Annotated in this window: 17 protein-coding genes; 12 read left to right on the top strand and 5 right to left on the bottom strand. The window is 40.9% G+C overall.

Features of this window, described 5'->3' with window-relative positions; translation table 11 throughout:
* Positions 1-123 precede the first annotated feature (123 nt).
* From ACTRWF_RS08705 to ACTRWF_RS08760, 12 genes are read left to right on the top strand one after another with little or no spacing between them, the layout of a single operon-like run.
* The gene (locus ACTRWF_RS08705) at positions 124-2,661 is read left to right on the top strand and encodes a hypothetical protein (protein WP_462835400.1); all 2,538 of its coding nucleotides are present in this window, start codon (positions 124-126) and stop codon (positions 2,659-2,661) included.
* Positions 2,658-3,623, top strand: a complete 966-nt coding sequence (locus ACTRWF_RS08710; protein WP_462835401.1) for a glycosyltransferase — start codon at positions 2,658-2,660, stop codon at positions 3,621-3,623. Before ACTRWF_RS08705 ends, ACTRWF_RS08710 begins: the two co-directional genes overlap by 4 nt.
* A gap of 2 nt (positions 3,624-3,625) precedes the next feature.
* The gene (locus ACTRWF_RS08715; protein ID WP_462835402.1) at positions 3,626-4,735 is read left to right on the top strand and encodes a glycosyltransferase; all 1,110 of its coding nucleotides are present in this window, start codon (positions 3,626-3,628) and stop codon (positions 4,733-4,735) included.
* Positions 4,728-5,744, top strand: a complete 1,017-nt coding sequence (locus ACTRWF_RS08720) for a polysaccharide deacetylase family protein (RefSeq protein WP_071952205.1) — start codon at positions 4,728-4,730, stop codon at positions 5,742-5,744. The genes ACTRWF_RS08715 and ACTRWF_RS08720 overlap by 8 nt, the downstream gene beginning before the upstream one ends.
* Positions 5,744-6,817: a GNAT family N-acetyltransferase gene (locus ACTRWF_RS08725; RefSeq protein ID WP_462835403.1), complete on the top strand. Its 1,074-nt coding sequence runs from the start codon at positions 5,744-5,746 to the stop codon at positions 6,815-6,817. The genes ACTRWF_RS08720 and ACTRWF_RS08725 overlap by 1 nt, the downstream gene beginning before the upstream one ends.
* 12 nt (positions 6,818-6,829) lie before the next feature.
* The gene (asnB, locus tag ACTRWF_RS08730) at positions 6,830-8,710 is read left to right on the top strand and encodes an asparagine synthase (glutamine-hydrolyzing) (protein WP_462835404.1); all 1,881 of its coding nucleotides are present in this window, start codon (positions 6,830-6,832) and stop codon (positions 8,708-8,710) included.
* On the top strand, positions 8,700-9,764 hold the full coding sequence (locus tag ACTRWF_RS08735; RefSeq protein ID WP_071952210.1) for an acyltransferase family protein: 1,065 nt from the start codon (positions 8,700-8,702) through the stop codon (positions 9,762-9,764). The genes asnB and ACTRWF_RS08735 overlap by 11 nt, the downstream gene beginning before the upstream one ends.
* Entirely contained in the window at positions 9,761-10,870 is a 1,110-nt protein-coding gene (locus ACTRWF_RS08740; protein WP_462835405.1) for a glycosyltransferase, read from the top strand. Before ACTRWF_RS08735 ends, ACTRWF_RS08740 begins: the two co-directional genes overlap by 4 nt.
* A gap of 2 nt (positions 10,871-10,872) precedes the next feature.
* Complete coding sequence (locus ACTRWF_RS08745; RefSeq protein ID WP_462835406.1) at positions 10,873-12,264, top strand: hypothetical protein; 1,392 nt, start codon at positions 10,873-10,875, stop codon at positions 12,262-12,264.
* Positions 12,251-13,147 carry a glycosyltransferase gene (locus ACTRWF_RS08750; protein WP_462835407.1) on the top strand — a complete coding sequence of 299 codons (897 nt, stop codon included), beginning with the start codon at positions 12,251-12,253 and terminating at the stop codon, positions 13,145-13,147. Before ACTRWF_RS08745 ends, ACTRWF_RS08750 begins: the two co-directional genes overlap by 14 nt.
* Before the next feature lie 32 nt (positions 13,148-13,179).
* Positions 13,180-14,475, top strand: coding sequence for a glycosyltransferase (locus ACTRWF_RS08755; protein WP_462835408.1), 1,296 nt, complete (start codon positions 13,180-13,182; stop codon positions 14,473-14,475).
* The gene (locus ACTRWF_RS08760) at positions 14,472-15,395 is read left to right on the top strand and encodes a polysaccharide pyruvyl transferase family protein (RefSeq protein ID WP_462835409.1); all 924 of its coding nucleotides are present in this window, start codon (positions 14,472-14,474) and stop codon (positions 15,393-15,395) included. The genes ACTRWF_RS08755 and ACTRWF_RS08760 overlap by 4 nt, the downstream gene beginning before the upstream one ends.
* Before the next feature lie 106 nt (positions 15,396-15,501).
* On the opposite strand, the gene ACTRWF_RS08765 is transcribed toward ACTRWF_RS08760, so the two are convergent.
* The 5 genes from ACTRWF_RS08765 to ACTRWF_RS08785 form a co-directional block, all read right to left on the bottom strand.
* On the bottom strand, positions 15,502-16,950 hold the full coding sequence (locus tag ACTRWF_RS08765) for an oligosaccharide flippase family protein (RefSeq protein WP_462835410.1): 1,449 nt from the start codon (positions 16,948-16,950) through the stop codon (positions 15,502-15,504).
* A 98-nt stretch (positions 16,951-17,048) separates the two neighbouring features.
* Positions 17,049-18,140 (bottom strand): polysaccharide pyruvyl transferase family protein, encoded by a 1,092-nt coding sequence (locus ACTRWF_RS08770; RefSeq protein ID WP_462835411.1) that lies wholly within the window; start codon positions 18,138-18,140, stop codon positions 17,049-17,051.
* On the bottom strand, positions 18,137-19,327 hold the full coding sequence (locus ACTRWF_RS08775) for a glycosyltransferase (RefSeq protein WP_462835412.1): 1,191 nt from the start codon (positions 19,325-19,327) through the stop codon (positions 18,137-18,139). Before ACTRWF_RS08775 ends, ACTRWF_RS08770 begins: the two co-directional genes overlap by 4 nt.
* Positions 19,328-20,389, bottom strand: coding sequence for an acyltransferase family protein (locus tag ACTRWF_RS08780; RefSeq protein ID WP_462835413.1), 1,062 nt, complete (start codon positions 20,387-20,389; stop codon positions 19,328-19,330).
* Positions 20,390-21,655, bottom strand: coding sequence for a putative O-glycosylation ligase, exosortase A system-associated (locus ACTRWF_RS08785; RefSeq protein ID WP_462835414.1), 1,266 nt, complete (start codon positions 21,653-21,655; stop codon positions 20,390-20,392).
* Positions 21,656-21,986: the final 331 nt, after the last annotated feature.

Below are 21,986 nucleotides of genomic sequence, written 5' to 3' on the forward strand. Positions count from 1 at the left end.
ATAAGGTCAAAGTAACAAATTAGTGATGAAGGCTACACAAGTGGCAATTCCATTGGCATACTAGAGTCATTATGCATATGTTCATCAAGAACATTGCTCACGGAAGAAATAAAGAAAGCAGTAATGACACAAACGGTTGGAACTATCCAGGTTGCCTCTTTAGCCAAAGAGACGTGCGGACATTTTAAAACAGGGTTGCCCTGCCCTAAGGGAATGTGGCCCGCCGTCACTCAATTTCGGCTTGCCGCAAACGGAATACTACTAACTGATGCTTTTATCAAAACCTCGCAGCTATGGCCAGATGGTTCAATAAAGTGGTTGTTATGTGAAGGTTTGATTGATTTACAGCGCCATTCGGTAAGCGATGAAATAGTTCTGACGCTAGAAGCAGTGGTGAGCGACTCACCATTGAACAAGCTTGTCTCACCTGTAAACAATAACGATGAGGCGCTTTCACTGTCTCTGGGCAGTGGCAAAACATTCACAATTAACAAAGCCAAGCCTTTTCAGTTTGCAACCAACAAGCACTTATCCAGCTCTTTTGATATTGTTGATATTAATCCTCAATCGATAACCCCTATTGCATTCTCTTATGCTCTTCATTGCAATAACAACGAATACAGCGCATTAACCGTTGAACAAAAATACGAGATTAAGCTTGGCAGCGATAAAAAGCTGATTGTTGAAACAGAAGCGTCAATCTTCCTTAGTACCGGAACGGTTTGTGCTCATTTAACAATGCGAAACCCAAGCGCTGCGTCACACCCAAATGGGAAGTGGGACTTGGGAGACCCAAACAGTATTTATTTAAAAGAATGCTGTATCTCGCTCACAGGTCAATCGCTCGAGCCTACGCTAACGCTAAATTCTGAAGTCTTCAGTTCATCTGAACATGCGGAGTTGACACTTCATCAGGCTTCCAGTGGATTTGAAAACTGGCAAAGTCCAGTTCATGTAAATCAAGACAACGTTAATTCGCTTCCGTTTCGCGGTTTTAAGCTTTACCAATCAGACCGGTTATTGCTTTCAGGTAACCAAGCGCATCCTCTATTTAACATCTCAAACAGCGGTAACACTTTCAGTATTCACGTTGATAAGTTTTGGCAAAATTTTCCTTCTTCAGCACATTTAACAGCAGACAGTTTAAGCCTTAGCTTGTTAGGTTCTAGACATAGTGAAAACACTGAAATGCAGCCCGGTGAACAAAAAACACGACGCATTTCAATCGCACCTTTTGACATACAATCGCTGAAGGTAGTCATTGATAGCGCTTGGTTAAAAAACGCATCTGTTTTGCCTTTTCTCCCTTCTAAATCATGCGAGTTTGACTCTCTTATAAAAAGTGGCATTGAAGGTCCGTCTTCCTTCTTTCAAAAGCGTATTGATATTGACGAGTTTGGCTGGCGACATTTTGGTGAACTGTATGCTGATCACGAAAAGGCACTCGCTCCTGACGAGCCCTTTTTCGTGTCACATTACAACAATCAATACGACCCCATATTTGGAATGCTGATACAGTGGTTGTTAAGCGGCGATTCTCGTTGGTTTGAGCTAGCCGATGACCTTGCCAAGCATGTTGCAGATATTGATGTTTATCACACCAGCGACGATAAACCTGAATATAGCGGCGGACTATTTTGGCATACGGACCATTATGTTCAGGCATATACGGCTTCTCACAGAACATATTCAAAGCACCAGCCTACTGGTGTTTATGATGAACATGCTGGAGGCGGCGGTCCGGGTGGGCAACATTGTTATACCAATGGTCTCACTTTGCATCATTTGCTTACTGGCTACACACCGTCTCGAGACGCCGCACTATCCATAACGCAATGGGTAACCAATTACTATGAAGGCGACGGTACGTTTGTAGGCACCCTGCTTGCGTTTAAAAATAGCGATATTCCTGGTGTTAAAAATGTAAAAACAGGAAAGTACCCTCTAGACAGAGGTACGGGTAACTACCTGCAAGCAAGGCTAGATAGATACGAACTACAAGGTTGTGATAGTGATATTGAGGCCGCGTCCTATATTATAGCGCATACGGTCTCCCCCACCGATGACTTCGACCAGTTGCAATTAGATAATGTCGAAGCAACCTGGTTTTATACTGTCTTCTTACAAGCCGTTTGCCGATTTATATCACTTAAAGAACAGCGTTGTGAATGTGACTCAAGCTATCGATATGCCGTTGACTCACTTACTCACTATGCCAATTGGATGGCAGTGAACGAATACGCTTATTTGGATAAGCCTGACATTCTTGAGTTTCCGAATCAGACATGGAGTGGGCAAGACCTAAGAAAACTATGCGTACTGCATTTTGCATCTAACTATTTAACTGAAGCCCAACGTACGCTTGCTGAACAAAAAGCCGAACAACTAGCAGATACAATTTATCAACGCCTTAGTACGAGTACTGAAACGAGTACCACACGCGTACTTTGTTTAATGATGCAAAACGCTCATTACTCAGGTTTTAAGCAGGCTGCCCGCCCTCTTTCATCGACTTCTACTCAAAAAGGTCAGGCCTTAACAGAGAAATCCAGTTCATTACGTTTTCTTTTGTCCAGCCTTATTGATTTATCTCCGTCAAGAGAGAGAAAACAACTAGTTAAACGTTTTCCACAGCTTCAGAAGTGGTTAGGTAAGCCATGAGTATCAATACGTCTTTTATCATTCCACATAAGGGGCGTGAAGACATGCTCATTGAAACGTTAACGAGCGTTGCGGAGCTAAAAACACCTAAAGAACAATACGAAGTTATCTTGGTTAGCCAAAACAAAGAAATTTCAGAAGCGCTTAGCGAGTTTAAAGAAACAGTAAATTTGCGAGTTTTATATAACGACGAAAATAACACGATTTCACATTCTAGGAATCTGGGTGCCGGCTTGGCGACAGGTGAATACTTGGCATTTTTAGACGCAGATGTTGCACTTGCTTCGAATTGGCTAGACGTGATGATTGATACTCTCAAAACACGAGACAATACGGCTCTAGTTAGCGCCATGCAGGTGAACAGCCCTAACGCGCCGCCTTTAGAGAGAATAAGAACGGCGTTGAGCAATGCTGAACTTGATGTGCCTGTCAGTTTTCTGCCTGGCCGCAACTTATTTCTTTTAAAGGAAACATTTGAAGCGGCAGGTAAGTTTCCTGAACACCTTCTTACTTGTGAAGATTATTTCTTTACCGATAAGGTTAGTAAATTAGGTGAGTTGTTTTATACCTCACAAACCCAGTATATTCACATTGGCGAAGACAAAGCTTACGCACCGATGTATAAAAAAGAAATATGGCGCGGCCAGTCCAATATTGCATCTTTAAAAGGAAGGCGCATTCCGCTGAGAGAATGGCCAAGTTTTGTCGTTCCTTTTGCATTTACAGGAGGTCTTTTACTGGCTTTTCTCGCGATAATATTCTCGCAACCTATTGTCGCTATAGTTATGTTAGTAGGCGCTTTACTGCCTTTTGCAGCGTACACGTGGCGACTAAAAAAGCTTGTTAAGCAGCAAGTAACTTGGTGGCATTGTTCACTTTTTTATCTGCTTTATTTTCCGGCTAGAGCACTTGGAACATTAATAGGAGTACGCGGCGCTGTTAGTACCAGCTCGCATAAATAACAATGAAAGTTTTACAGTTTATATGTTCAACCGGTTTTTACGGTGCAGAAAGATGGGTGTTAGCGTTATCAAAGCATTTGCCAGAGAGTGTTTCGAGTGAACTTGTTGTTACCTTAGAGCCGGGTACAGAAGAGCTAGAGCTTGTAAAACAGTTCAAAGCGATAGGAAAAACTCACTATATTCCTATGCAGGGTCGTTTTGACCTGCGTGCCGTTTCGAAATTAGCGGATTTAATTCAAGAACAAGATATCGATATTATCCATACTCACGGCTATAAGTCAGATATTTTGGGCGTAATGGCGGCTAGAAAAGCAGGTATTCCGTGTGTTGTAACACCCCACGGCTTTGAAAATGCTGCCGACTTGAAACTACGTCTCTTTATTTGGTTAGGGTGTCAGTCGATGCGCTTTGCCGACAAAGTTGTTCCACTTTCTAAGCAACTAATGAGTGATGTGGAGAAGTTTAATATATCGCCTGACAAGCTTGAGTATATCCAAAATGGCGTGGACTTATCTGAAGTTGAAGCCGTTAGACAAACAAAAACAGACAAGCCAAAAGAAAAGAAGACCATTGGCTTTGTGGGCCAAATGATCAGCCGGAAAAATATTAAAGCCATCTTAGACTGCTTCGAGTCTTTACATAAAAAGCGACAAGATATTGAATTGGTACTGCTGGGTGACGGCGAGGATCGCCCAAGCTTAGAGGCGTATTCAAAAACACTCGCTAGTGCCAGCGACATCCATTTTTTAGGCTTTAGAAATGACAGGCTACAGCTGCTGCGCGATTTTGACTTGTTCGTAATGACGTCGACGCTTGAAGGCATCCCTCGCTGCTTAATGGAAGCATGCGCCATGGAAATTCCGGTGTCTGCTTATGACATTGCGGGTATCGATCAGTTAATCACACACAACGAGTCTGGTTTATTGGCTCCTCTTCACAACAGCAAGCAGCTTGAGAAAGATTGGGAGAGACTGCTAGATGACAAAGCACTCGCCACCTCACTAGCTCAAAACTCAAAGTTGTTTGTAGAAGCCAATTTCTCTGCTAAGAGAATGGCTGATGAATACCTTGAATTATTCGAAGGAATCCTGAAAGAGAGTGTAAATGCATAAACAGGACGTGTTATTTGTTTTAACTATTGATACTGAAGAAGAATGGCAGTGGGACGAAGAGTTTCCGCAGCATAACTGTTCAGTTGAAAACGTTGAAAAGCTTCCTGCATTTCAAACTTTCTGTGAAAGTCTTGGTATCCGTCCTACGTATTTTGTTGATTACGCCGTTGCAAGCAATAATGTTGGTAGTCAAACTCTGCGAACCTTTACTGAATCTAACAGTGCGGAGGTTGGAGCACATCTACACCCTTGGTGTAACCCTCCCTATTTCGGTAAGACAACCGAAGCGGAATCTCACGTAATAAACCTTCCTTTAGAACAAGTAGAGCAAAAACTCGATGCATTAAACGCCCTTTTATACGACGAAATAGGTGTTCGTCCACAGTCCTTTAGAAGCGGGCGATGGGGCGTAAGTGCCAAAATGCTTAGATTACTTGCATCAAGAGGCTATGTCGTAGATTCAAGCGTTTATCCCTTTTATAGGAACGACTATTTTAGCTGCCTCGGCGCGCCGGAATCACCCTATTGGCCTTCTTTTGACAATGCACTGGCACCTGGAGAACAGCGTCAACTGCTTGAGATCCCTGTTACCGCAGGGTTTAACATTCAAAACTTTTCACTTGGTGAACGCATTCATAATCGTCTATCTAAACCGCCTTTTAATTGGTTTAAATCTGTCGGTCTACTTTGGCACAGTAAGCTTTTAAGAAAGATTTATTTGAGTCCAGAGCTTACCGAAATCGAAGACATGCTTGCGTTAGTCGACCAGAGCATTCAGAAAAAACAGCCTGTTATTCATATGTACTTACACAGCTCTAGTTTGATTGATGGAGCAACAGGCCTTTTAGACGGGCCAAATGCATTTGAAACAATATGCCAGCGCATTGAGGTTGTAACTCAACACTTAGCGGAAAACGCCAATGTGAAATTTTGCACTATCTCAGAAGCCAAGGTGCATTTAAGTAACCGCAGCGCTTTAACCGGTGTTCTCAAGGGTGAGCAAAATTAATGACGGCACATAAAAATACAACGTTACGGATAGCGTCAGCCGGCGACAAGCCTTTGTGGGACGCCTATGTTTCACAGCACAAAAATGCTTCCGCCTATCATAAGTTTGCGTGGCTTGAAGCCGTAAAGGCCGCTTACGGCCATTCAATGCTTGGCATACTAGCTACATGTGCAAATACGGATCAAGTTGTTGGTGTTTTTCCTGCTGTTTTAATGAATATACCGTTACTGGGCAAGCGAATATGTTCTTTACCCTATTGCGATGTAGGCTATGGCTTAGCCGACAACGACAATGTGTTAAATGACATGCATGCATTTCTTGCTGCGGAGATGCGAAACGTTACAGGAAAAAAACTAGAAATTAGAGGAGTAGAGCAAACACCGTTAGACAAAACGCAGTTTGAGAACAAAAAAGTACGCATGCTTTTGCCTCTGCCTGAATCTAGTGAAATACTGTTATCAAGTTTTAAGTCTAAATTGCGTAGCCAAATAAGGAAGGCGGAAAAAAATGGGCTTACCTTTGAATTAGGCACATCGAACGTTCTGGTAAGTGATTTCTACAACGTATATGCTCAGAACATGAGAGATCTCGGCTCTCCTGTTCATGCCGAAAAATGGTTTAAAGCAGTTATAAAAAGTTACGGCCAAAGTAGTTTAATTAGCGTGGTTTATCACGATGGCCAGCCAATTGGTGGTGGCATTATCATTAAGTCAGGTGACAACGCTTCTATTCCATGGGCCTCGACACTTCGAGACTTCAATCGCCTTGCTCCTAATATGTTGTTGTATTGGTCTTTACTTTCTCATTGCGCCGACAATGGCGTGAGCGTCTTCGACTTTGGTCGCTCAACCTTTGAAGAAGGTACATATAAGTTTAAAAAACAATGGGGCGCAGAGCCTCAACTGCTTAACTGGCAGAGTTTTGATAAGAATAATGAGTTGATAAACGCCAAAAGCGACACTGAGTCAGGCTCAAGCAGGGTAAGAGAAATGGCCGAAAATATATGGCGTGAACTTCCCTTAAAATTTACCATTGTAACTGGGTCAATTCTTCGACCTTATATCAGTTTGTAGGGATAACCATTCATGTGTGGCATTGCAGGATTTAGCCTTTTTAATTTCAACGAAGGCGGTGAAACTTCATTAGAGGCTATGCACAAGGCTATTCATCACAGAGGCCCAGATGCCAGCGGCGTGTATATCGATGAACATATCGGCCTTTGTCATAGGCGGCTGAGCATCCTTGATCTTTCAGAAGCAGGCAATCAGCCCATGTACTCGAAAGAGGGTGACTTGGTTATTGTTTTTAATGGCGAGATCTACAACTTCCTTGAATTGCGAGCCGAGCTTGAAAACGACGGTGTTACATTTAAAAGCCATACAGATACCGAAGTTATTTTAGAGCTATACGCACGCGAGGGAACTAAGTGTTTAGATAAACTAAACGGAATGTTTGCCTTTGCTCTGTGGGACAAAAACAAGCAAGAACTGTTCATTGCACGAGATCGATTGGGTAAAAAACCCCTTTACTATTTTAATGATAATGGTCGATTTGCATTTGGCTCTGAGATTAAAGCTATATTGGCGTTAGAGAACATTCCAAGGGAAATTCGCTTGGACGCCGTATATGACTTCTTTGCGTATCAATACGTTCCCGACCCAAAGAGTATTTTTAAGCACATTCACAAGTTACCACCTGCCCATTATTTAATTCTTAATAAAGACGGTTTCAGCATTCATGAATATTGGGATTTGAGCTTTAAAAACACCACAAGTGCCAGTGAAGATACCAATAAAGCACAGTTAAAGGCCTTGCTTGAAAAAGTAACCAAACAAAGGATGATAAGTGACGTGCCGCTTGGCGCTTTCTTAAGTGGCGGTGTAGATAGCTCGGGTGTTGTCGCTATGATGGCACAAGCCAGCGAAACTCCCGTAAAAACCTGTACCATCGGATTCGATGATAAAGCATTTAACGAAGCGGATTTCGCTCGTGAAATAGCTGAAAAATACGAAACAGAGCACCATGAATTTACCGTTCACCAAAACGTTAGCGACAGACTAGAACATATCGTGAGCTTTTTTGATGAGCCTTTTGCTGACCCCTCGTTAGTGCCGACCTTTTTCGTTTCGGAACTGGCAAGAAAGGCTGTAACCGTTGCTCTCGCGGGAGACGGCGGCGATGAGATGTTCGCTGGCTACGAAAAGTACTCAGTTGACGACGTTGAAAATAAACTTAGAAGTAAGTTTCCCGAAACGGTTCGAAAGTCTGTTTTTCCGCATTTGGCTAAGATGGCTGGAAAAGTGCCAGGCACAGTCGGTAAAAAAGCGAAATCATTACTCACAAGCTTATCTCACGAACCGGCGATGGGCTTTTACATCACTAACAGTATGATGACAGATGAAATGTGGCAAAGCTTAGTTAAGCCTGAGGTTGCCGAACAGCTAGTTGATTATCATCCTAGTCAATATACTTTAGACATGTATAACAAAGCCGACGGTCCAGACCATTTAAGCAAAATTCTTTACACTGATATTAAGACCTACATGACGGGCGATATCCTTGTAAAAGTTGATCGCATGAGTATGGCAAACTCGTTAGAGGTACGAGCGCCTATTCTGGATTACCAAGTTGCAGAGTTCGCTGCTACCTTGCCCTCTTCTCAGAAATATCGAGACGGTGAGAAAAAATACTTACTTAAAGAAGTCTTTAAGCCCTTTATCCCCGATTCACTATTATATAGAAAGAAAATGGGCTTCAGTACGCCGCTGGATGAGTGGTTTAGAGGAGAGCTAAAAGTGCTATCTGAATCTCGACTTCTTCGTGCTCAGTGTGGACTAAATGACGTGTTTGATAGCCGTGTTATAAACAAACTTTGGCACGAGCATCAAACGCGCAAAGCCGATCACGGCATAGTGCTGTGGAGCATGTTGATGTATCAAATGTGGTTTGAAAAATATGCAGCGTAATTTTTCATTGGATTGCTTTAGAGCTCTCGCCATTATGTTTGTGTTTACCGCACACAGCATTTTAGCTTTTGGTGCACCTGCTATGTTGGCGCCGTTCCAATTCGGAGGCACTGGTGTAGACCTCTTCTTTGTGTTGTCAGGTTGGCTCATAGGTAATCAACTATTGCTGGAAAAGAAAAAGTTTGGTGATATTGATGTACCGCGCTTTTGGGTCAGGCGGTGGATGCGAACTATGCCAGCTTATTATGCTGTGCTACTTGTCACTATTTCACAGCTCTACTTAACAAAAGATGATTTCTCTTTTCCCTGGCCTCATCTTTTCTTTTTGCAAAATTACCTTGGCGATCTAAGTGTTTTCTATGTCAGTTGGTCTTTATCTGTAGAAGAACAGTTTTATCTGTTTATTGCACCATTGTTTGTACTTACATTAGCGCTCAACAAAAAGTATCAACTTTTCATATTGTTAACGCTGTTAATATGCCCTTCTATTTTTCGCTACTTCGAGCTGTATTCGTCTCATACTGAAACACACGTCAGGCTAGACTGTTGCGCAATGGGTGTTTTACTGGCTTATTTAAAACATTATAAACCGCATATTTGGACAAAAGCGCAGACAAAAATTAACGTTTTTTTTATTGTTTCAATTGCAGCCTACGCGTTTTTCTATATCGCCAGGTACAATCGTGAGTGGGAAATCGGTGACCCTAGCAGCTTGGGGCTTGCATTAATGTTTGGGATTTGGATTGTCTGGGGCGAGCAAACCAACTTCAATCCAACAGGTATAGCGTCGCGCGCTGTCATGCACATATCTACACGTTCTTATGCCATGTACTTATTGCACGTTGACGCACTTGCAGTATTAAATAAACTCGACCTTAACAACACTGCTTTTCCAATCTACTACGTAGCGGCGTTGTTTATTACTCTGCTGTTATCTGAGTGTCTGTATCGCTTCGTAGAGTTGCCTTTTATGAAGTCTCGCTCTAAGTTTTCGTTTTCGCAGTCCCGTGCGCACAACGATAGAACTCAAAAGATGAAGATGGAAGGTATATGATTAAAGTTCTACACGTTACCTATGACATGCGTATTGGCGGCACTGAAATGGTAATAAAGAATATTATTGACGGCAATTCTGATCGTTCCATTGCGATGTCGATATTCTGTATTGAAGAGCCTTTAGGACCTTGGGGAGAAGAGCTGAGAAAAGCTGGCACGGATATCTCTACCGCTCATCGTCAACCTGGCTTTGACACTTCGCTTATTAAATCGTTAAAACGCCATATCGAGCACTATGACATCGACGTCGTGCATTGCCATCAGTATACTCCTTGGGTTTACGGCACGCTTGCCTCATTGTTCACTAAAGCCAAAGTTATTTTCACAGAACACGGCAGATTTTACCCTGATTCAACGAGCTGGAAACGCCGGCTTGTAAACCCAGTTTTGATGAGAGCAACTAAAAAGGCAACTGCAATCTCGCACGCCACCAAAGACGCGCTCGAAGAATATGAGTTTATTCCTAAAGCACGAATAGACGTTATTTATAACGGCATTAAATCACTTCAAGTCGATAATAAAATAAAGGTAATTACTAAAAGCGAACTAGCCATTCCAGAAGAGAGTATTGTCCTTGGCACGATAGCGCGTTTTGACCCGATTAAAAATCAAGAAATGATGATAAAAGCATTTTCAGCAGCTTTGAAAGAAAATCAAAATTTAATTCTTGTACTTGTTGGAGACGGTGAAATGCGACCAACACTTGAAGCACTTGTGCAAAAAGAAGGAATTGAAGACCATGTGCGCTTTACTGGTTATATAAAAGATCCAAGCCACCATCTTGCCATTATGGATATTTTTCTACTTTCTTCGTTGAGTGAAGGCACATCAATGACGCTGCTTGAAGCTATGTCATTGTCTAAGCCTTGCATTGTTACCGATGCAGGTGGAAATTCCGAGATTGTTGAGCATCAACAAACTGGCCTGGTTACAGAAAACGCAAATCAGAAGGCATTCACTAGCGCTATCAATACACTTTGCTCATCCCCCATGTATCTCAAGGAAATGGGGGCCAATGGCTATAGGGTATTTTGCGAAAAGTTTAATGCGACGAATATGGTGGCACAATACGCTCATCTTTATCGGGAAATAACAGGAAGATAACTATGTGTTTGACAAAACATTCTACTCAACTCCTCCTGCTAATTGTGGTTAGTGTTTTTGGTTCAACCTGTGTGACTAAAGCTTCTGCCAGTGAGCAATGTGACGATAAACGACAAGAAGTATCGCAATATCTGGGGCTAAACCAGAAAAAAGCATTGTTAACATGCTCGCAAGTAAACCAAGCGTACGAATTAATTCATTCTCCTAAACTTGACATTTCGGCATGGGAATACGAAGGCGGTTTCCGGCTGTCGACCAAACGCGCTGGCAAAGCGGAGAATTCAACTGTCGATTTTTCATTGGGTATTTTCAGTCTTAGTACATCTAAAAAATCGATGTTTGTGGCTAGCAACCCAAGATTAGGAGGCATTGGTGAATTCCTTATCCCTCCAATAACAAAGTCAGAAGACTCGAGGGATTTTGTGAAAGGCGAAACTGTTCTGCAGAACTTTATTCCGCTAATAAATAACCCAAGAGTTTCAACCGGTATTGGGGGTTACTTTCGCATTACTGGCATTAAGCAAATTGATAATGCGTTAATGGTCAACTACATCAACTGGTATGATGCAACGGCCACGGAAACTGATACGAGTATTATGATATGGGATGCAAATAACCTTGCTGAGAGCAAAATGTACGGCCCTTACCAATTACAAGGCGCAGCTCATGCAGCTGGCTGGTTAAGCGAAATTCCGTCTAATTTAACCGACCTTTTTGACGCTTCGCACATCACGGGCTCACAATCTAACGCAGCGATATCCTCTAGGTTGTCTATTGGCCCGACGGCATTTGCCTTTAACCCCAGAAAAGATGTTATTTACGGTCCGTCAGGGTTTGTTCAAACACAGGCCCTGCTCGACTTTTCAATGAAAAACCCACTTTACGACCACAGCGTATATGAATATCAACCGGAATTTAAACCCTTAAGTATTAATGAAGATGGGTTAAACAAAATGTGGACACTGTCTTCGGGGGCCTCTTTTGGTTTCATTATCCCTGGTACACGCACTTATTTGACACTGGGTAAATCAGCTGGTCACGAAAGTGGTATTGGCTATAAAATCGAGCAAAATAATGGACATAAATGCGGAGGTCCATGCCCATACGATGCATCTGATTACTATAGCTTTTATTGGGCATGGGACGTGGTAGATTTACTAAAAGCCAAGCTTAATTTAACAATGCCCTACAATCTTCAACCTTACGAACACGGCAAGTTTCCTTTACCAGAAAGGTACGAAGGATTGGCTATAGGTGGAGCCGATTATGATGCTGAGCAAGGAAGGTTGTTTATTTCCTTAACAAAAGGCGACACGCTTGGAAAATATGCTAGACCACCTTTGTTTCTTACTTATAAACGTAAAGTATCAACACTAAAAAATGAAACAGAATAATCAAAAAGTGAGCGTCATTATGCCTGCTTATAATTCTTCTCACTACGTAGAAGAGTCAATAAGCAGTGTGCTGAATCAAACTCACCGAAACATTGAGCTTATCGTGATTGACGATGGCTCTACAGATGAAACATGGTCTATCATAAATGCATGGTCAGAACGTGACGACCGCATAATTGCTATGAATCAAGAAAATCAAGGTGTTTCTGCGGCCCGCAACAATGCTATTTCGAAGTCTACGGGGGATTTTATCGCATTTTGTGACTCGGACGACGTATGGTATGCAAACAAGCTTGAACGCCAATTAGATACAATTGGAGGCGCGGCATGGTCGCACAGTGATTCGCGATATATTGGTCTGGGTTACGATGACAAAATAGTTTACCGCTCTACCTACAGCCGCCTTTATGACGAAAATGTATTCGCACACTTAGCAGTCGAAAATTTTATAACCACTTCATCACTTTTAATTAAGTCGGATATTTTTAAAAACTTTTGTGGGTTTGATGAGTCTTTAGTGGCGCTGGAAGACTGGAAACTATGGCTTCAAATTGCTAAAGAGCATCCAATCGTTCTATGTAACGAAGTGCTTTTAGATTATAGGGTACAACCACAATCTACGTCTCGCAATGCACGCTCATTATTACCTGTACATCTCGAAATCCTTGATGAAACCTTCAACGACGAAGAATTGAGAAACAGCACGTTAAAAAAAGAAGCTAAATGCCGTGCTTATCTTATTTTTTCTTATATCGCTGAAGAGAAAAACGATCACCTTTTCTCTTTGCAATGTTCGTTAAATCTTTTTCTATGCAAAGGGAATGCTATGAGCGTTAAGCGCATATTGCGAACTTTCGTTAACTTAATCACCCAAAAGAAGTGATAAATATGAAGTTGGGACATAGTAAGGATCGATTGATAGAATTTATTAAGTTCGATCACAACAGCAAAAAAGGGCTACTTGTTGCGTGTGTAAGGTTATGTGCATTTGCACTATGGAAACTTGGTTCTAGAAGTAAGGCGTTCGCTCTGGTTTCAGCAGTTTTCAGAACGGGGTGGTCTGGCAGTTACTCACTAGGTGTAGAGTACGCTAAACGGTATTTCGTTAACGGTCAGCAATATGAAAACGAAATACAGGACGCATTTATTAATGCCGTTGAGCCTCTATCAAATACGGCGGAATTCTTTACCGCACCTGAAAAGATGCTAAATGGAATTATCACCGTACTGAAAAAGCCAAATGGGTCTGAGAAAGGCGTAATTATTATTAACTATAGTTACTACTTCCCTTTGTTCCTACGCTTTTTCAAAGCAGAAGAAATTTTAGAAAATTATCATCTCATTCTAGAGCCTAGTTGGGCAGGGTTTTGCGAGTCGAATATTCTTATTTACACGCAGCTAAAGTTTCCAATTTTCATTCAAACCTATGAAGAAAGAGACTACAACTTCGTTAAAGCACTCAATTCAAATCTTATTCCAATTAAGGTCGGCCCAAGCTGGTTTATAAATTATAAGAATTTCGCGCCCCCCCTTAAAGATGAGGAAAGAGACATAGATTTAATTGTTGTGGCTGCATGGGCGAAGTACAAGCGTCACAGAGCACTTTTCCAAGCTTTGAAGGGCGTAGTGTCAAGAAAGCCCGACTTCAAGATTGTATTAGTCGGATACCCTGGTGACATATCACAATCTGATATCCTTTCGTATGCAGATGAAATGGGGCTTGCTGACAATGTAAAGATTTACGAATGGATAACACCTCAAGAAGTCGCTGAATTATATAAGCGGGCAAAAATAAACGTCTTGTGGTCAAAGTTTGAGGGTAACAACAGGGCGATTATTGAAGGAATGCTGTGTGATACACCGGTAATAATGAGAGAAAACCATAATTACGGTGAAAAATACGATTTTATAAATGCACAAACAGGTTACTTTGCAAACGAGCAAGATCTTGAAATTAAGGTATTGAGTTTATTAAACAATGAGGGAACCTTCTCTCCAAGAGAGTATATTTTAAACAACAGGAATTGCGACGTAGCCACTCAAATGATGCAAGAAGTGATAAGAGACTACGAGATAGAACAAAATAGCGACGTAAAATGGCACTCAAACCTCGCAGTAAAAGTGAATGATTTACATGGCATGCATTATCTTTATGAAGAGCAGGATGCATTTGACGATTGTTATAGCTGGATTGAAAAGAAACTAAAATGAATAAAGAGAAAGATTATGAGTTGGTAGTGTTAATCCAACAGCTTGGTGGAAAGATAAACTACCTTCCCAATCCTGGCAATGCAGGTGACTCACTTATCGCATGTGCAACGTATCAATTTTTTGAAAGAAACAATATAGAGTACAAATGCTGCCAGTCAGAAAAAGATATTTCAGACAATGATATTCTTGTTTATGGTGGAGGCGGCAATTTTGGTGGTGAAAATAGCCGTGTTGGTTATTACATCAAAAAATACGCTTCTCGCGTGAAAGCCTTTATATTGTTACCTCACACGCTTTTTGGTGCAGAAGAGTTATTGCAATCGCTTCCTGAAACCGTTCATCTCTTTTGTCGAGAACGAGTTTCTTATGAATTTGCTAGCAAAATGGTAACAAGAGCCAACGTATACCTTCACGATGACATGGTGTTAAGCGCAGATGTGGAAAAGATGCTATCAAAACCTGCCAGCCAATCGGCGTTGGGTAGTGTTGGTTCAGAATTGAAGCGCCGCGCACTCTTTAAAAATGAAGATTTTGGTATATCGCTGAAGCACTACCTTGCCTACACTTTAAAATCACTGTTTGGTCATCCCTACCCGAGCAAACCTCAAAGCGGTGAACTCAATGCATTTAGAATAGACGTTGAAAAAACTGACATTCCCATTCCCTCAGACAACGTTGACGTATCGGCACTGTATGAGTTGAGTTCATGCGAACCTAAGCTTGCCAAGCTGTCTACATTTCGTTTTTTATCTCACATTAACGCCTTTGAAACGGTGAACACCAACAGGCTGCACGTAGCCATTGCGGCGGCTAAGTTAGGTAAAAAAGTAAATCTATACGGTAATAACTACTTTAAAATACGCGCTATTTACGAGTATTCACTTAAAGGAAAATACGCAAACGTAGTGTGGAAAGAATAAGCGCAATATTTATTAAGCTATCTATTGCTGACCATACTTTAAGTATGCTCAGCAATAGGAACGCTGCAACTCATTCGACTTAACAACTAAATGACTCTTCATTAAATCAACTTGCCCGCCTAGAGCGAATAAAGCGCAAGCCTAACGAACTAACTTCTTCAAGTATTCTGTGCCTTTTAAATAAAAACAGAAAAAATAAACACGCTACAAGATAAACTCCAAAGTACAGAGCACTCCCTAATACAAGATAAAGTATTCCCTGCCCCGTCAACATTTGTGCTGATAAGACAGCGCCAAAACACGCCGTGGCCAATAGCGCACACATAAACAGTAAGCTAACCACGGGCAGCCCAAACCGCATAAAACAAAATATCAACAAGATGCTTAGAACAATGAAAGAGAATACTAACCTTGTGATAATAAATTCTTCCATACTGCCTGAGAAGAAAAACGCAATTAAGCCCAATAACAAGCTCAGTGTTACTATTTCATAAACCGATAAAAGCTTTACATCGCCATTTGCAATAAGCCCTTGCTGAACAAAAGTGGATACAGCAAATGTAATCGTGAACATAGCTAATAGTGGCAATAAGTGCGCAAAGGGCAGCCACTGCTGTCCTAAAAACAGCGAAACAAGCTCCTGATTAAAAACGTGTAAATAACCAATAATCGGAAAAATCGCACACAGCAATATGGTAAGCACTACCACAATGTGCTCTCCAATTGGATCGCCCCTTCTTTTTATTTCAGAAAAGCTTGCTAGGAATACATTAGATACAGGAGCGATTATTTCTCTACTTGGTAAGAATGAAAGGTTTCTCATTAAGCTAAAGCCACCAAGCTGATCTGCACCGTACATTTTACTAATGAAAATCACGTCGAACTCGGCGCGCACGTAGCCCAAAATAGAACGCATAAGCATCCACAATGAAAAACTCATTTGCTCCTTTATGCGGCTCAATGAAAACTTTAAAGGGTAAGGCGCATACCAATGAGAGAGCAGTGTTTTACTGGTGTATGCCGCCAGCACACCAACGATCATGGCCCAATAATTCTCTAAAATGAAAGCTAGCACCACTGTGACTAAGAAACTAACAACTCTTTCAATTAAGAGTATTTTAGAAATAATGCCGTATTCCAAATCTCTTCTATGCATAAAGAGCTGGGGGCTTGCAAAAGCTGAAATTGGTAACACAAGTGCCATAACACGTATCGCAGATTCAGCTTCTGGTGCGTTTAAAAAGTTGGCTAGAACAGGCGTAAGCGCAAGCAGCGCAACAAACAGCGCTAATTTAGACAATATTGAAATCGTCCATGCCGTTACAATATCGTTATCATCCAGTGTCTTCTTCTGAATAATATATTGCTGAGTGCCTCCCTCGGACAATGTATCAAAAAGAAAAACAAGCATTGTAGCTATAGCGACTACGCCAAAATCTTCGGGCGTTAATAAACGCGCAAGAATCAGCAGGCTTATAATACCTATGCCACGTTGGAATAATCGAACAATAAGGATCAACGACGTACTGCTGGCCACTTTTCTTGCTAAGTTCAAACTTTTAAACCCTTATTTTCTGAATTCAAACAAAGAACGCAATTCCACAAAGTATTTTTGCATTAACACTATGACTTGCTGCCTTATTGCATTTTTGGTTAATCTTTAGCGATTTTTGACGCTAGGCTACTTATGTAACTGCCCGCTTCTGCATTTTCAAATAGCTTCACGTCAACCTTCTTTCGGTCGCTGCTACATTCAGCTAGAAGCGACTCAATTCTATACTTCAAAACAGAGGCGTCTTCTGCTTGCTTAACATTGACCCCGTCAACTTCCGTATGTGATGTCAAGAATGCCTTCATTTTGTCATCGCACAGTAACGGCAAGAAAGGAATTCCCATACCGAAACCCATTATACAGCCGTGCAGACGACTACTCACAATAACGCGAGCATTACTTACCTTTTTCAACATTCGAACATGAGAAGAATCCATATTAGTATGCTCTTGATATTCCAACCCCAAAGCTTCAGCTACAGCCATCAGATTTTTTGATATTGTATCTAGGTCAGCGCCTGCCAACCTTACATCTGACGGATGGATTAGATGCAAAAGAACGTTTGAAGAACGTGCTTGTGATTGCCAGTAACGTGGAACCAGATAGTTTATTGAGGGGCAAGCGGTAAGAACTAGTTTATTTGGTGCAAATTGCTCTAAAAAGTTGAAGGTATATTCATCTCTCACGCCTAAATGGTCGGCACCTTTCGCAATTTTAGGAAATAAATCACCTTTCATTTCCCCTCTTCCAGACATCTTATTAATGCCAATACCATGCGCGGTGAAACCCAAGCCACTTTGTAGTACAACGTGCCAAAAAGGTTCAAAGACTGGCTGTAAAAGGCCTCCTCCGCCAATTACCAGCAGCACATTTGGGTTATGCTGTTTTAAGCAATCAATGTGCGCTTTAAACTCCTTTAACCATACAGGAGAACAAAAGAGGTCGGGGCCGTCTTTACCCACTATTTCTTTTAAACCAAGATGGGAAATATAGTCCCCAACGTTTCTTTTGTTTGCATAAATGTAAACGACAGGAGCGGTTTTTAAGTATTTTTTCCTCGTGAACTTTTGCTTTAAGTAGAATGAAAGTGAGCCATAAAGATCAAATTTTTCAGCAAAATACAGTTCAAAACGCCATCGCAAAGGTTCCACCAACTTGGAAATCAAGAAATACATTCCTTTTTTTATTTTCATTTCAATAATGTCAAATATGTAGACGCAATATGTTCGGCGGTATGCTCCCAAGTAAACTTGGATGAAATCGTTAGGCCTTTTTGTACTTTTTCATTGTAGAGTTGCTCGTCTGTGAGGAGGCTGCGAACTGCACTACTCAACGCTAGAAAGTCTTCAGCTTTTGCGCTACAAACTGCGTCTTGCCCAATTTCTATAAGCACGTCAGCTTCAGACGTTACTACTGGTGTTCCAGAAGCCATTGATTGCACAAGAGGAAACCCAAAGCCCTCTTCGCGCGATGCAAAAATAAACACCTTTGAGGTTTGCATTGATTGAATAAGCTCGTCTTCGGTAACCCAGCCTTTTATAACAATGTCATTTTCAATTCCCAATGCCCGAATGGTTTTGGAAATAATGGAGTCTTTCCCCCCAACAAAACCTAAAATAGTGAGGGGATGTGCTTTCTTCAACTCATTAGGTAACTGCGCCCATGCTTTTAACATGTTCTCAGGGTTCTTCTGATGACTGTCGCCGCCAAGCATGAGAACGCCTTTCTTCAAGACTGGACTCGCAGGTGGCTCGAAGCCTTTAGGAATACCATGGTAAACATAAGAAACTTTGCCCTTTAATGTAGGAAAAGTACTCGTGATATCGCCCTTCGAATAATTTGATATGGTCAAAATATGGTCAGAAAAAAACAACCCTAACCTATACACTGCCCACAAATACGCCTTCTGCCTTAAAAAATAAAAATTCTCTTTTAAAGTTCTGCCTTTATAGTAGCGAAAAATATTAAGAGAGTGCCACTCCATTAAATCGTGAGTTGTGGTTATTTGTCTAACGCGAGACAGCAAACAAACCCTATTACCCGGCATGTGAAGAAGGTCTATTTTGTATTTTTTTAATCTCTTGGGTAACAACCACTGCTCCCAAAGTATCTCTGTCTCAGCGTCGATATTAACTAAAGCTACGTTCGGAAATTCGGATAAACGAGTTAAACGTTGCTCGTAGTGTGAAATCTCATCATTGTATTCAAACTGCCGATTAATAAAAAAGTAAAAATCGACATTGGGCATCACCTTTGGCAAGCGCTGGCAAAGCATATATACATATTGAGGCATACCCCTTAGAGGGCGTAAAACAAATCGAGCATCAACTCCTATTCTGTATCGCATAGAAGTAATTACTGGCTGTAGTTTGTCATCCATTCAAGTACCCTTCCTAGCAAATTTACGTGAAATCAAACGACGTCCGGGGACTTCAACAAGTTGGTAACACACTGTAGAAAAAACTAGGACTATTACGATATAAGCGAAAATATTAAAAATGGAGGCATTTTGACTGTCTTCCATCAATAGCATAACAAACCAATTGAGTAAAAAGGTATGGCTTAAATAGACGGAGTAAGATATGTCACCAAGCCATATAAAAGGTTTAAGCTCAAGCAACCTGTGAATTGGCCCTTTCGACAAAAGAAGCCCTAAAAGCATACAAAAGAATAACCCAGGCGCGTAAAAATGATTGGCAGTAGTAGTTAGAATTAATCCATAGAAAGACAAGAAGGACATACAAAAAAGCCACTTACCAAAAGCAATCTCTTTATCTTTCAATCTGTAATAGATGATGTAAAGGCACATTCCGTTGAAGAAACCCAAAACGCAACGAAGGAGACCTAGGTCGCCTATATTATCGCCTAATGAACGAGCTCCAATTACCGTGTAGGCAATCGCGGTGATGCTTAGCGAAACTAATAGAGCAATAACAGCATAGCGTCGGAACTTTGCGATAAAACCAGCAGAAAATGCAAAAGCCAAGTAAGCACAAAACTCTCCGCTGATAGTCCATGACGGAGTATTCCACATTGACCAAAAATCTGAGTTTATAAACCAAAGATCTAAAAGCATAAGTTTGATGAAGAAGCTTTCTGCGGTAAATGCTCCTTCGGGTACTACTCTATCTGTTAAATATAAGGCAAGAGGAATGCTGAGGTAGCTCAAAAGAACAAAAACGTGAAGTGGATAAATTCTAGCTATGCGCTTAATTATAAAAACTTTTTTAGCCTGCCAACTGTCATTATTCGAAAAGTGTTTCATATAATTGAAAGAAATAATAAAACCGCTCAGTAGAAAAAAGAAATCTACTGCCAAATAGCCCTTCTCAAAGAAAATACTAATAAACTGAGGAACATTGTAAGCTACCAACCAATGCTTTATATGATAAAGAACGACAAAGAATGCAGCGATTCCTCTTATTGAAGTAAGGTAATTCATTTATGACTCTTCTACTGTACTTAGAGCTAGAGAGACTCCATATAGATAATAGATCCATGGATAAAATGCTACGCCAATGAAGAGACCACCAACACAATAAATAATTAACGAGTGGCTTAATGCTCCTCCAATGACCCCAACTTCTCCACCCAACCGTTTAATAGTCCTTCTGCTGAGCAAAATTGTATGCAATAAAATTGACAGAAACAGAAAAAGCCCTCCGTAGCCCGTCTCGCCGAGCACTTCAAAAAATATATTATGGAATGCTTTGCCTCCTTTCTGCTTTATTTCTACTTCGTCACCTTGCTGATAGTGGTGTAAAATACCAGCGTTCGCGTTGTAGCTGTAAAAGCCTCCTCCAAAAAAAGGCCTTTGAGAAACATAGTCCAATGTCCATCTCCACACTACAATTCGACCTATCGCGGACTTTTCAGATGTTGTAGCATCTTCAATTGACGACATGCGATTAAACCAAGACTTGGGCGCAACTGTATAAATAAGCAAAGGAATCATACATATAGCCAGAAATACCTTAAAATTTATCTTGTGCTTTTTCAGAAGTAACCCTATATACGCGGCTAACGCTACAAGACCCGTTCTAGCTTGAGTTCCAACTACTGTCAGTAAGGAGAGAGTAGAATAAGCTAAAGACAGCCAGCGAAAAGCACTCCATGACTGTGCAATTTTTGAGGATGACTTTAAGGCAACAAACAAAGGTATAAGGCACACTGCTAGCGTTGCCAGTGTAGAACCTTCTGAATACATAAACCCACCGATTCCGATAAGTGAAACTCCGTAACCTCCCCCCCCTAATAAGGTTTTTATCCCAGCCATAAAAAGAAATAACCCAAAAGAAGCAACACATACCCAAAGAAACATCTCGACATGAGCTCTTTTAGTTAATGTAAAAGGAATAAAGTAAGCAAAAATAAGTGTTTTTATCACAAAGTCGTATTTAATCCAGACGACGTTTTGATATTCCCCGAGAAATGAAGCTATCGTTACCCAAACCATAAAACCTATCATAATAAAGTGATATGGTTTACTTTTGGGAACACGCAGCTTATTAAAATTAAAAATTAAAACTAAAAAGAATAATGCCGTAGTAATTAAAGAAAGTGGCTGCCCGGCCAAGAAAGCAAAAGAAGTATTCTGAGGTTTAACAAGGTTTATCCACACCGCCATACAAGCAGCTACATGCGGCCGAGTAAAAGAATAGAACATCAGAGCCAATAAAATTAAGCTCATGAAAATATCTGTAACCATTAAATAGTCTCTTTTCTACTTCTTATTGTTGTTTCTGTTTTGTTTGTTGCTACTTTCTTGTCGGCACTATTTTTATTAGTTTTCTTTTCTAATTTCATATAGAAGATGATTATCATCATCATAACGAAGAAATGTATTAAGGTTGCGAGACTATCAACGCCCATTCAGTGACCTCAGGTGTTTATATTTTGAAAAGGCTAAGCAATAAATATCGAAAAAGTCGTTCAACTTTTATCGATAAGATAACACTTTGAAGTGACAATATAAAAGATATTTAAAGAAGCAATTTTACTGGTTGTATAAAGCTACTATTATGAATGACTATATTTGC

This window comes from Alteromonas sp. G5_S2_22_S1, assembly GCF_054968525.1.